At 67.1% G+C, this 12197-nt stretch carries 10 protein-coding genes; all 10 read right to left on the bottom strand.

Annotated elements, in window-relative coordinates; all coding sequences use genetic code 11:
- Positions 1-71: 71 nt before the first annotated feature.
- The gene (locus AABQ55_RS31215; protein WP_272808797.1) at positions 72-3221 is read right to left on the bottom strand and encodes an efflux RND transporter permease subunit; all 3150 of its coding nucleotides are present in this window, start codon (positions 3219-3221) and stop codon (positions 72-74) included.
- Between the two features lie 3 nt (positions 3222-3224).
- Complete coding sequence (locus AABQ55_RS31220; protein ID WP_272808798.1) at positions 3225-4334, bottom strand: efflux RND transporter periplasmic adaptor subunit; 1110 nt, start codon at positions 4332-4334, stop codon at positions 3225-3227.
- Positions 4335-4630: 296 nt separating this feature from the next.
- On the bottom strand, positions 4631-5425 hold the full coding sequence (locus AABQ55_RS31225) for an ABC transporter permease (protein WP_272808799.1): 795 nt from the start codon (positions 5423-5425) through the stop codon (positions 4631-4633).
- Between the two features lie 13 nt (positions 5426-5438).
- On the bottom strand, positions 5439-6302 hold the full coding sequence (locus tag AABQ55_RS31230) for an ABC transporter permease (protein ID WP_064332940.1): 864 nt from the start codon (positions 6300-6302) through the stop codon (positions 5439-5441).
- Positions 6299-7372: an ABC transporter ATP-binding protein gene (locus tag AABQ55_RS31235; protein ID WP_272808800.1), complete on the bottom strand. Its 1074-nt coding sequence runs from the start codon at positions 7370-7372 to the stop codon at positions 6299-6301. Before AABQ55_RS31235 ends, AABQ55_RS31230 begins: the two co-directional genes overlap by 4 nt.
- 119 nt (positions 7373-7491) lie before the next feature.
- Entirely contained in the window at positions 7492-8538 is a 1047-nt protein-coding gene (locus AABQ55_RS31240; RefSeq protein WP_338341946.1) for an ABC transporter substrate-binding protein, read from the bottom strand.
- A gap of 67 nt (positions 8539-8605) precedes the next feature.
- Entirely contained in the window at positions 8606-9268 is a 663-nt protein-coding gene (locus AABQ55_RS31245) for an RraA family protein (RefSeq protein ID WP_272808802.1), read from the bottom strand.
- A 110-nt stretch (positions 9269-9378) separates the two neighbouring features.
- Positions 9379-10182 carry a carbon-nitrogen hydrolase family protein gene (locus AABQ55_RS31250; protein WP_272808803.1) on the bottom strand — a complete coding sequence of 268 codons (804 nt, stop codon included), beginning with the start codon at positions 10180-10182 and terminating at the stop codon, positions 9379-9381.
- A gap of 104 nt (positions 10183-10286) precedes the next feature.
- Positions 10287-11183, bottom strand: a complete 897-nt coding sequence (locus tag AABQ55_RS31255; protein ID WP_272808804.1) for a LysR family transcriptional regulator — start codon at positions 11181-11183, stop codon at positions 10287-10289.
- A gap of 87 nt (positions 11184-11270) precedes the next feature.
- Positions 11271-12041 carry an aldolase/citrate lyase family protein gene (locus AABQ55_RS31260; RefSeq protein ID WP_272808805.1) on the bottom strand — a complete coding sequence of 257 codons (771 nt, stop codon included), beginning with the start codon at positions 12039-12041 and terminating at the stop codon, positions 11271-11273.
- Between the last annotated feature and the right edge of the window lie 156 nt (positions 12042-12197).

Below are 12197 nucleotides of genomic sequence, written 5' to 3' on the forward strand. Positions count from 1 at the left end.
TCCCTAAAACCGGCGATTTTGCCGCCCGGCGGGGCCGTTTTGCGGCTCGGCTCGCCCGGGGACGAGACGCTTCAGGGGCGCTGGAGGGAGGTGTCCTCTCCGGCCTGCCGCTCCCGGTGGCGCGGTCCCTTGGGGAACCATCCGGCGACGCGCGCGCCGACCGGGTCGAGCAGCGTCAGCACCACGGGCACGAAGACGAGGGTCAGGAGCGTGGAGGAGATGAGGCCGCCGATGACGGCGTGGGCCATCGGGGCGCGCTGCTCGCCGCCCTCGCCGAGGCCGATGGCCATCGGCAGCATGCCGAAGATCATCGCCAGCGTCGTCATGATGATCGGCCGCAGGCGCACCGCGCCGGCATCCGCCAGGCTGTCCTGCAGGCTCTTGCCTTCCCGCCGGCCCTGGTTGGAATAGTCGACGAGCAGGATCGCGTTCTTGGTGACGAGGCCCATCAGCATGATGAAGCCGATGATCGAGAACATGTTGAGCGTCGAGCCGGTGACGAGAAGGCCGATCAGGACGCCGATCAGCGACAGCGGCAGCGTCATCATGATGGCGACGGGCTGGAGGAAGGACCCGAACTGCGAGGCGAGGATGATGTAGATGAAGATGACGGCAAGGGCGAGCGACTGGAGCGCATAGCCCATGCTCTCCTGGAGGTTTTCCGCATCGCCGCCGAAGCTGATGCGGTAGCCCGCCGGAATCTGCATCTTCGCGATGGCGGCGTTGAGGTCCGCCGTCACGTCGCCGAGCGCGCGCCCCTCGATATTGCTCTCGATCCGGATCTCGCGGGAGAGGTCCTTGCGCGTGATGGCGTCCGGCGCGGTGCTTTCGATGACGTCGGCCACCTGGTCGAGCAGAACGGTGATCGGCTTGCCGTTCTCGTCCGTCCGGCCGGTGGCGATGGTGAGGTCGCGAAGCTGCGCGGCATCGCGCCGGCCCGTCGCCGGCAGGCGCACCACGACATCGTAGGTCTCCCCGTCCGGCGCGTTCCAGACGGATATGGCATCGCCCGCCACCAGCGGGCGCAGGGTGTCGCCGATGGCCGCGATCGAGACGTCGAGGTCGCTCGCCGCCTCGTGGCGGATCCGCACGGCGAGCGTCGGGCGCTTGTTCTCGATCGACGATTCGACCTCCGTCGCGCCGGGAATGGCGGCAAGGGCGGTGGTGATCTCGTTGGAGATGCGGCGCAGCTCCGCCTCGCCGTCGCCGAGCACGGAAAGCTGGAGCGGCTTTTGCGACGAGCCCATGCCCGTGTTCTGGCCGATGGAGACCTCGAGGCCGGCAATGGAGGCGAGGCGCTTGCGGAACGGCTCCATGCTGGCCGCCGTCGTCACCGAGCGCTCGGTGCTCGGCTTGAGCTGGACGGCCACCGTCGCCTCGTTGAAGCCGCGCGCGCCGCCGGCATTGATGGTGGAATAGATGGTGTCGACATAGTCGAACTCGCGCAGCGCCCGCTCGACCTGGCCGACCTTCGCCGCCATGTAGTCCAGCGACGCGCCCTCGGTGGCCTTCAGCGCGATGGAGACCTCGCCCTGGTCGGCCGGCGGCAGGAATTCCGCGCCGATGCGCGGCACGAGCATCAGGCTTGCGAAGAACAGCGCGATGACCACGAAGACCGTCGTCTTGCGATAGCGGAAGGTCCAGCGGATGAGCCGGCGATACCGGTCGGCGAGGCGCTCGAACCAGCGGTCGAACCGCGCGATCAGCCGCCCGAGCGGGCCTCGCTTCGCGTTCACCTCGGACTGCGGATCGTACCAGACGCTCGACAGCATCGGGTCGAGCGTGAAGGACACGAAGAGCGAGATGAGCACTGCGACGGCGACGGTCACGCCGAACTGCAGGAAGAACCGGCCGATGAGGCCGCCCATGAAGGCGACGGGCAGGAAGACCGCGACGATGCACAGCGTGGTGGCGAGAACGGCAAGGCCGATCTCGTTCGTGCCGTCGAGGGCGGCGTCCACATGGCTCTTGCCCATGTGCAGATGACGCGTGATGTTCTCGCGCACGACGATCGCATCGTCGATCAGGATGCCGATCGACAGCGACAGCGCCATGAGCGTCATGGTGTTGAGCGTGAAGCCGAGCGCATGGATGAGCGCGAAGGTGCCGATCACCGAGATCGGCAGGGTCAGCCCGGTGATGACGGTCGAGCGCCAGGAATTGAGGAACAGGAAGACGATCACCACGGTGAGCACGCCGCCCTCGATCAGGGTGCGCTGGACCTCCTGCACCTGGGCGGCGATGGGCCGGGAATTGTCGCGCGTCACCTTCAGCTCGATCCCTTCCGGGGCAAGCTCGACATTCAGCGCCGCGATTTCCTTGCGCAGTTCCGCCGCCACTTGCACGGTGTTGGCGCCCTGCACCTTGACGACGTCCAGCCCCAGCGAGGGCATGCCCTGGTAGGTGGCGCGGCTCGTCACCTCGGCGCCGATGTCGAGGATCGTCGCGACGTCGGACAGATAGACCGGATAGCCGCCGCTCTGCGCGACGATGATGCCGTTGAAGCCCGCCACATCCGGCACGCGGCCCTCGACGGTGACGATCCTCTGGTTGATGCCGGAGATCAGCGTGCCGGCGGCGCGGTCCTGGTTCTCCTTGCGGATGGCGTCCATGACGGAGGTGACCGCGATGCCATAGGCTTCGAGGCGGTCGGGATCGACCATCACGAGCACCTGGCGCTCGCTGCCGCCGACCAGCGAGATCTGGCCGACGCCGGCGATGACGCTGAGCCGGTTGGTGATCACGCGGTTGGCGAGCGTGGTGATCTCCGAAAGCGTGCGCTTCGAGGACGAGGCGGCGATGGAGAGGATGGGCGCGTCGTCCGGATTGAAGCGGGTGACCTGCGGCGTGTCCACCGCGTCGGGGAAGCTCGCCTCCAGCCGCGCGACGCGGTCGCGCACCTCCTGGGCGGCCACCTGCGAATCCACGTCGAGCTCGAACTGCACGACGACGACGGAGCGGCCCTCGTAGGATTCGGAGATGATCGTGTCGATGCCGCCGATCGTGTTCAGCGCCGTCTCGATCGGGCGCGACACCTCGCTTTCCACGGTCGAGGGCGAGGCGCCCGTATAGCTCGCGGTGACGACGACGATGGGAAGATCGGTCTCGGGGAACTGGTCGACGCCGAGGCGGAAATAGGAGAACAGCCCGATGACCAGGATCGTCACCATCATCATGGTGGCGAAGACGGGATGGCGGACGCTGATGCGCGTGAGGAACATCGCTTACAGCCCCTCGACGACGACCGGCATGCCCGCTTCCAGCGCCGGCAGCGGCGCGGACACGACGACGTCGCCGGCTTCGAGCCCCGAGACCGCGACGAGGCCCCGGTCCGTCCATGCGGTGCCGAGCACGACCGGCTGGCGGCGCAGCACGCCCTCCGTCACCTTGAGCACGAAGCTGCCCGTCTGGTCCTGGCGGATCGCCGCGTTCGGCAGGGCGATGACGCCCTTCCGCTCGTCGACCTTGAGGATGCCCGTCGTGAACATGCCGCCCTTCAGCGTGCGGTCGTTGTTGTCGATCGCCAGGAAGACCCGCACGGCCCGCGAGCCGGCGACGGCGGTGGGCGAAATGCGCGTGACCGCGCCGGAGAAGGTCCTGTCCGCAAAACCCTCGACCGTGAGCTCGACCGGCTGGCCGACCCGCACCATGGGAATGCGGCTGGTCGGCACGCCCGCGTCCACCTCCATCCTGGAGAGATCGACGATGGTGAGGAGCTCGGTGTTGAGCGCCACCGTCTGGTCCTGCTCGACGGGCCGCGAGGCGACGACGCCGTCGAACACGGCGCGGACCTCCGCATCGGCGAGGTCGCGCTCGGCATCCGCGATCTCGGCCTGCTTCGAGCGAAGCTGGGCGGCGAGATTGGCGACATTGGCCTCGGCCTCCAGGGTCGCCGCCTCCGTGGACGCGCCGCTCTGACCGAGGCTGGTGGTGCGGCGCAGGACGGATTCGGCAAGCTGCAGCTGCGCGGTCAGGGCCTCCGCCGAAGCCCGGCGCACGGTCAGCGTGGATTCGAGCGCCCGCGTGTCGAAGCGCACGAGAAGGTCCCCCTTCCTGACGACGTCGCCGACCTTGACGGGCAGCTCGACGATCGTCGAGGCGACGCGTGCGGCATGCGTCGACCGGCGGATCGGCGCCAACGATCCGGAGATCCGCACGTCGCTGGCGATGTCGCGCGGCTCGACGCGCGTGACGTCGACCGCGGCGAGCTCCAGCGGCGCGGTCGACGCGGCGGGCGTTTGCGCCCACGCGGCCTGCAGGCCCCCCACGGCGATGGCGATCAAAACCCATGCGGCCCCGGCCGCGTTTGACCATGCCTTGTTGCTTGCGAACATTGTTGCTCCGGATCACAGCCGACGACGTTGGAGCGGAACGTAGAGTTCCGGTCCCCTACAATCCAGAAAGGGAGACGGAAAACAGAAAGAATTCTCGACGGCGTTGCAGCCATGCCCCGCATCGCGGCGGTGCGGCCGGGAATGTCGCCGGCATGCCCGGCCCGGCCGGCGACGCCTCCGGAGCGGCGGATTTCCGGGGGTGCGGGCGCCGGCCCCCGGCGCGAAGCACGTCATCGCGGGAGGAGCCGGGGCCTTCCTCCTGCGATGAGGACCGTCCTGCCGGCCCGTGCGGCCGCCTACTTGACGAAGGCCTTGCCGAGGCCCATCGCGCGCTCGAAGATCATGATCACGGCGAGCGTCAGCAGGATGAGGAGCGCCGAGGCGGCGGCGACGAGCGGGTCGGCCTGGTTGTAGACATAGTTGTAGAGCTCGACCGGAAGCGTGCTGATGCGCGGGCCGGTGAGGAAGAGCGTGATGACCACCTCGTCGAAGGAGACGAGGAAGCAGAGCGCGGCGGCCGCGACGATGCCGGGCGTCAGCATCGGCACGGTGACGCGGAAGAACACGGTCAGCGGTTTTGCGCCGAGCGTGCGCGCGGCCTCCTCGCAGGCGCGGTCCTGCGTGCTGAGCGAGACGGCGAGCACGCGCAGCGCATAGGGCAGTGTCACCACCAGATGGGCGAAGACGAGGCCGTGCATCGTCGCCAGCAGCCCGAAGGAGGCGAAGACGATGAGGATGGCAAGGCCGAGCACGATGGTGGGCAAAAGCAGCGGCGCGGTGAAGAGGTTGAACAGGAGGTCCCGTCCGGTGAATTTCAGCCGGGTCATCACCCAGGCGGCCGGCACGGCGATGACGATCGAGAGCGCCGTGACGATCGCCGCCAGCGACAGGCTGGTCCAGAAGGCCTTCAGCATCTGGCTGTTGGCGAAGAGCGCCGAATACCACCGCGTCGACCAGAAGGAGGGCGGGAAGCGCAGCACCTGGTCGCCGGAAAACGACAGCGGGAAGACCAGGATGACCGGCGCCAGCAGATAGACGAACAGCACGAAGACGAGGATGCGCATCGGCCAGGAGGTCTTGTGGATTTCCATGGGTGTATACCTCCTAGTCGAGACGCCGCAGCACGGCGGAATAGGCCCAGAGCGCCGCGCCGAACACGATGAGCACGAGGATCGAGAGGGTGGAGGCGAGCGGCCAGTTGAGCGTGACGATCGCCTGGTCGTAGATCTCGGTCGCCAGCAGGAAGACCCGCCCGCCGCCCATCAGCTTGGGCGTGATGAAGGACGAGACGGCCAGAACGAAGCACAGCAGGCAGCCGAGCGCGATGCCGGGCAGCGTCAGCGGCAGGATGACCTTGCGGAAGGTGCGGGCCGGCGTCGCGCCGAGCGTGCGCGCGGCCTCCTCCACCCGCGGATCGAGCCGGCCGAAACCGGCCATCAGCGCCAGGATCATGTAGGGCATCAGGATCTCGGTGAGGCCGATGAAGACGCCCTTGATGTTGAACATCAGGCTCGGCGCCGGCAGGCCGAGCGCCTTGATGGCGCTGACCACCGGGCCGTCGTCGGTCAGGATCGCGATCCAGCCATAGGTGCGCACCACGGCGGAGGTGAGCAGCGGCGAGATGACGAGGACGGTGAGGAAGGTCCGCCAGGAGCCGGAGGCGCGGTGCAGGTAGAGCGCGATCGGGTAGGAGACGACGAGCGTCGTCAGCGTGATGGCAAGGCTGATCCAGACGGAATTGAGCACCAGCTCCAGATAGAAGGGATCGCTGAGCAGGCCCGCCCAGTTCTCCCAGGTGAAGACCTGCTCGATGCCGCCGCCGATGCGCGACCGGTTGAAGGAATAGCGGGCGAGGTTGAGCACCGGCAGGATGAAGCCGATCGCGTTGATGAGCGCGATGGGGAGCAGGAGGAGGACGGCGAGCTGGCCGTCGCGCCAGGCGCGCGGAAGGGCGGGGGCGGCGCTCATTTCTCGCCCGCCGGATAGATGAGCGTGTCCTCGGCCGACCAGCCGAGCGTGACGCTGTCGCCGGCGGAAAGCGGACTGCGGCCCCGGCGCGTCGCCTCCTCGACGACGATCTCCTCGCCGCCGACGCTGACGCCATATTGCACGAGGTCGCCGATGAAGGTGATGGTCGATACGGTGCCCTCGACCTTGTTGTCGGCCTCGCCCGTCTCCTGGAGGCGGATGCGGTGCGGGCGCACGAGGATGTCGACGGCGCCGGCGGGCAGGCGCGTGGCGGAGCGGAGCTGCTGGCCGGCCCCCGTGAGGGTGCCTTCCGCGGTTACCACGCCCTTGAGGCGGTTCGTGCGGCCGACGAAATTGGCGACGAAGGCCGTCGCCGGGCGCTCGTAGACCTCGGTCGGCGTGCCGAACTGCTCGACATGGCCGCCGCGCATGACGACGACGCGGTCGCACATCGACAGCGCCTCGACCTGGTCGTGGGTGACGAAGACGGCGGTGATGCCGCTCTCTTGCTGGAGGGCGCGGATCTGCACGCGCATCTCGTCGCGCAGCTTGGCATCGAGATTGGACAGCGGTTCGTCGAGCAAAAGGATCGACGGTTCGATGACGAGGGCGCGGGCGAGCGCCACGCGCTGCTGCTGGCCGCCCGACAGTTCCTTCGGCTTGCGATGGGCGAGGTGGCCGAGCTGGACCATCTCCAGCGCCTGGGCCGCCCGTTTCTCCGCCTCGCGGGCAGGGACGTTGCGCATCTGCAGCCCGAACTGGACGTTGTGCGAAACGTCCATGTGCGGGAAGAGGGCGTAGCTCTGGAAGACCATGCCCATGTCGCGATCATGGATGGGAAGGTGCGTGATGTCGCGCCCTCCCACCATGATGCTGCCCCGGGAGGGTTTGTTGAGGCCGGCGATGATCCGCAGCGTCGTGGTCTTTCCGCATCCCGAGGGGCCGAGGAAGGCCACCATCTCGCCCTTGCGGACGGAAAGATCGAGCGAGGGGATCACGTTGACGGCGCCGAAGCTGACGCCGATTCCTTCCAGTCTGAGATGCTCGTCGGGAGCGGAAGTCGTGGGCATGGAGAACTCCTGGGGCAATTCCGGCACGGAACGCGGCCTGTCCAAGGGCGGAACTGCGGAAAGACAGACAGATAAAGCGTTTCCGTGATCGGAGAAAACGGAAACGCTTCCGGCTGGCATCAGCGGCTGAGCGGAATGACGCGGCGGCGCCACTGCTCGGTGATGGCGTCGCGGACCTTGGCGACCTCGAGCCAGTTGATGTCGATCATCCTGTCCATGGCGCCGGCGGCGGTGCGCTGCAGCGCCTTTTCCGAGATGAGCGCCGCGGCCTTGGCGTTGGTGGGCGCGTAGAACATCTGCTCGGTGAAGGCGGCCTGCGCCTCCGGGCTCAGCGCATAGTCGATGAATTTCTTCGCACTTTCGCTGGCCGGCCCGCCCTTGACGAGGCCGATCACGTTGATCTGGAAGCCGCTGCCTTCCTGCGGCAGCACCACGCCGAGCTTGCCGTCGGAAAGATCGGCATAGACCTGCGCGCGGGCGTTCCAGCCGATGCCGATCGCCGCCGTGCCGCTGGAGATCGGCTGGTAGACGTCGGGCCGCGGCTCCCAGGTCTGGACGAGGGGCGCAAGTTCCTCCAGCCGCTTGAGGCCGGCCTCGACGCTCTCGATATAGTTCGTGCCGCCGGCCATCTTGTCGGTGATGATGGTCAGCGTCGTGCCCTGGATGTCCGGCACGGCGGGAATGGAGACCTGCTTGGCATATTGCGCGTCCCACAGCGCGTTCCAGGAGGTCGGCGCCTGCTGCACCTTGTCGGTGTTGTAGAGCAGGACGAGGTTGTCGAAGGTGACGCCGGCGGCGTTGACGCCCTCGTAGCGCGCCTGGGGATAGAGGTCGGCGAGATGCTTCGTCACCGTCTCGTCCATCGGCGCGAAGATGCCCTCGTCGGTCGCGGCCTTGGCGACCGAGACGTCCATGATGGCGATGTCGATCTGTGGCGCGCTTGCCTGGGCGCGCAGCGTGCCCAGCATCTGGGCGGAGTTCGGCATGCCGTAGAATTCCACGGTGATGTCGGGATTGGCCTTCATGAAGGGCTCGACGACGGCCTTCACGTAGTTTTCCTGGAAGATGCCGGAATAGGCGGTCAGCACCACCGTATCGGCCATCGCCACGGATGTGGCGAGGGCCATTGCAAGCGCGGCAAGGCCGGCGCGGGTTGCGTTCTTCATTGCGGTCATGAGTTTTCCTCCGCTCTTGAACCGATTGTTCCCGTTTGCTTTATCGTATTGAGCCGCTTCAGGCGGCCGAGGCTTCCACGATTTTCGTGGCGCCGGAAATGTCGGGCAGCTTCTCGCCGTTGCGCAGCCGCTCGAGCAGCACGAGCTCGCTTTCCTGCATGCCGAGCGCCTTGTCCGCGGCCCATTCGGCCTTGGAAGGGTCGAGCACCAGGACGCCGCTCTCGTCGGCGATGATGGCGTCGCCCGGGTTCACCGTCTGGCCGCCCACCGAGACGGGCACGTTGATCGCCCCTTCGAGGCCGAGGATCTTCGTGGTGATCGGCGAGGGGCCGCGGCACCACATCGGCAGGTCGACGCGACGGATCTCGGAAAAGTCCGTGGCCGGACCGTCGATGACCGCGCCGACGATGCCGCCGAGCTTCATCGAATGGGTCACGACGCCGCCCCAGCAGGCATGCTTGTCGTCGCCGCAGCGGTCGACGACGATGAAGTCGCCCGGCCGCACCAGCTTGGTCAGATAGTGCAGGATGGTCGAGTCGGCATGGGGCAGGCGCACGGTGACCGCGGTGCCGGCGATGCGCTTTTCGGGCAGCACGGCGCGAAGCTCGCGGCTCATGAAGCCGGAATGCAGGAAATGGCCGACCGTGGCGGTCTCGACCTGTTCCATCTTCTTGATGAGGGCCGGGGCGATCTGCTGCGGCATGGGATTGACGACGAACATGACAGGAATTGCTCCATAAGGCAGTTCCGGCAAAAATGCGGTAACACTTCTGCGTCTGGAACTGCGCAAAACAAAGAGATAGATTTTCCGGCCAAAAGGGCCGGGATGTCCTAGAGGACGTGGTGTTGGGCGACCGGCACGTCGCGGCGCACGGCGCCGATGCGGCTGAGGTCGATCCTGGCCGTGGCGGCGCCGACGCCGTCCGAGCACTGCGCGACCATGTGACCCCAGGGGTCGATGACCATGGAATGGCCCCAGCACCATTTCTTGCCGTCCGCATGGGCGCCGGCCTGGCCGACGGCGACGAAATAGGTCTGCGTCTCGATGGCGCGGGCCCGGGCGAGCACTTCCCAATGGTCCTTGCCGGTCATCAGCGTGAAGGCGGCGGGAAGCACGATGACGTCGGCGCCCTTGTCGCGCAGGGCCCGGAAGAGTTCGGGGAAGCGGATGTCGTAGCAGATGGCGCAGCCGACGGTCGTGTCGCCGACCTTGTAGGTCACCACGTCCTCGCCGCGGCCGATCGTGTCGGATTCGCGGTAGGAGACGCCGCCGGGCGTGTCCACGTCGAAGAGGTGGATCTTGCGGTATTTCGCGATTTCCTTGCCTTCCGGGCCGAAGACGACCGAGGCGTTGTAGTGGTTGTTGCCGGCCTTCTCGACCATCGAGCCGCAATGCAGCGTCACGCCGAGTTCCTTGGCAAGCGCGGCGAAGCGCTGGTAGGTGCTGCCGTCCGGGAAGCTTTCGCCGCTGCCGTGCACGGCGTCGCGTCCCTCGCCGAGAAAGGCGAAATATTCCGGCAGCACGACGAGGTCCGGCTTCTCCCCGGCCACCACGTCGCGCACCATGCGCTCGGCGTCGTCGAGGTTCTTGGCTTTGTCGGAACCGGAATTCATTTGCACAACACTGATCTTCATCGAAGTCCTCCAAGTCTCAGTGGAGGCATCGTCGGGCCTTGCGACGGGAATGACAAACGATAAAGAATTGTCGTTCCCGATAGAAAAAACTTGTGGCGAAAACGTTAGGCGGTGATGCCCGTCGTGTCGAGCGAGGCCTCCCGGGCGATCACCGAAAGGATTGACGGGATTAGGTTTTCCGGATCGTCGGCATAGACGGCGTGCAACTTCAGGGCCGGGAAGCGCGGTGTGATCGCGAGCGCCTCCAGCGTGCCGTCGGCGATCATCGGCGCCACCATGGGCACCGGCAGCAGCGCGATGCCGATGCCGTCCCGGGCGAGCCGCAGCATGGCGGAAAGCGAGTTGGAATTGGAAATGACCGGCGGCTGGACGCCCAGCTCCTCGAACTGCCGCAGCAGCCAGATATGCGGCACGCTGTTGCGCGAGAAGGTGAGCACGGGATAGGCGGACAGGTCCTGCAGGCGCAGCTCCCGGCCGCCGAGCCGGAAGGCGGGGGTGGCGACCCAGGCGCATTCCATCGTGCCGAGGTCGATGTTCTTGAGGCCGGGGGTGAGAACCGGCCCCATCAGCAGCGCGAGATCGAGCCGCCTGTCGCTGATGTCGCGGCCGATCGCCAGCGACGTGTCCACGTTGAGGTCGAGGCCGAGCGCGGGAAAGCGTTCCTTCACCCGCTCGATGAAATTCGGCAGCCAGGCATGCACGATGGAATCGATGGTGCCGATCGACACGGTGGCGCGCAGGTGCTGCGGGCTGCCGACCGCCATCTTGAAGCTGGTGGCCGCCTTCAGCAGCTCCTCGGCGGGCTGCATGGCGCGCTGGCCGACGGCCGACAGCCGGACGCCGCCCGGCACCCGCTCGAAGAGCTCGCAGCCCATCTCCGCCTCCAGGCTGGCGATGCGGTTGGAGACCGCGGCCTGGGTGGCGTTCAGCCGGTCGGCCGCGGCGCGGAAGCTTCCGAGCCGGGCGACCCACACAAATGTCTCGACGAAGCGCAGGTTCATTGCCCGTCCATCTCAGGAATTCGTCTTCCTTCGATATACGCGACGACGGGCGATTTCTACGGCTTTGGGACGGGGCGGATGTCGCGGCTACGCGTGGTCCGCGGCGCCCTCCTGCCGGCCGGCCAGCGCGGCCGTCGCAAGCCAGGCGCTCTTCAATCCCAGCATCAGCGCGCCGTGTTCCATCGTCAGGGCAAGCGTGTGCGCGCCGTTTTCCAGGGCGAAGCGTTTCTCCGCGTCGCTCCAGGCCGGCAGCAGCCAGTGCTTGCCGGCCCGCCGGGCGGCCGCCGCGATGGTCCGCAGGTCGTCGAAATCGGCCTCGCTGCGCTTGTAGGAGGCCCGGCCGCGCCTGAGCGACAGGTCGCTCGGGCCGACGAAGACCCCGTCGACGGTGTCGAGGGCAAGGATCGCGGCGATGTCGCGAAGTGCGCCCGCATGCTCGATCATCGGATAGCATCGCGTGCGGATGTCCTGGTCGGGAAACCATTGGTCGTCGGGGCTGCCATAGGCCACGGTGCGCCCGCCCGCGAAACTGCGGTCGCCGCGCGGGGGAAACTTGGCGAAGCGGCAGGTTTCCGCGGCATGCCGGGCATCGACGATATGCGGGATGACGACCGCGTCGGCCCCAAAATCCAGCGCCTGCTGGATAGGCCCCCGCTCCGGGCCGAGGACCTTGGCCAGGACCTCCAGGCCCAGCCCCTTGAGCACCGGGATGAACCGGTCGAGCGCCTCCAGGTCGAAGCTGCCATGCTCGATGTCGAGGACCGCCGACGTATAGCCGATGGCGGCGGCCATCTCGCCGGCCGCAATGTTCGGGCCCGACAGCCAGACGGCGCTCTTGTGGCTCGGATGTGTCGGCATGCTCTCTCCTTTTCGGTTGCGGGAAACGCCGGGCGCAACGGCGGCGGACGGACGGTCGCGCTGCTTGCGGCGGGTCGGGATGATATGTTTTCATAATACACACAGAAACACGCTTGACTATGATTTTCCCATATGAAATGTTTTTTGCAATATCAT

It is taken from the genome of Shinella sp. WSD5-1, from assembly GCF_963942435.1.
GTDB lineage: Bacteria > Pseudomonadota > Alphaproteobacteria > Rhizobiales > Rhizobiaceae > Shinella > Shinella yambaruensis.

Excerpts from the sequence above, each read along its gene's own strand:
- AABQ55_RS31215 (WP_272808797.1), bottom strand. The coding sequence starts at position 3,221 with ATGTTCCTCACGCGCATCAGCGTCCGCCATCCCGTCTTCGCCACCATG.
- AABQ55_RS31220 (WP_272808798.1), bottom strand. The coding sequence starts at position 4,334 with ATGTTCGCAAGCAACAAGGCATGGTCAAACGCGGCCGGGGCCGCATGG.
- AABQ55_RS31225 (WP_272808799.1), bottom strand. The coding sequence starts at position 5,425 with ATGGAAATCCACAAGACCTCCTGGCCGATGCGCATCCTCGTCTTCGTG.
- AABQ55_RS31230 (WP_064332940.1), bottom strand. The coding sequence starts at position 6,302 with ATGAGCGCCGCCCCCGCCCTTCCGCGCGCCTGGCGCGACGGCCAGCTC.
- AABQ55_RS31235 (WP_272808800.1), bottom strand. The coding sequence starts at position 7,372 with ATGCCCACGACTTCCGCTCCCGACGAGCATCTCAGACTGGAAGGAATC.
- AABQ55_RS31240 (WP_338341946.1), bottom strand. The coding sequence starts at position 8,538 with ATGAAGAACGCAACCCGCGCCGGCCTTGCCGCGCTTGCAATGGCCCTC.
- AABQ55_RS31245 (WP_272808802.1), bottom strand. The coding sequence starts at position 9,268 with ATGTTCGTCGTCAATCCCATGCCGCAGCAGATCGCCCCGGCCCTCATC.
- AABQ55_RS31250 (WP_272808803.1), bottom strand. The coding sequence starts at position 10,182 with ATGAAGATCAGTGTTGTGCAAATGAATTCCGGTTCCGACAAAGCCAAG.
- AABQ55_RS31255 (WP_272808804.1), bottom strand. The coding sequence starts at position 11,183 with ATGAACCTGCGCTTCGTCGAGACATTTGTGTGGGTCGCCCGGCTCGGA.
- AABQ55_RS31260 (WP_272808805.1), bottom strand. The coding sequence starts at position 12,041 with ATGCCGACACATCCGAGCCACAAGAGCGCCGTCTGGCTGTCGGGCCCG.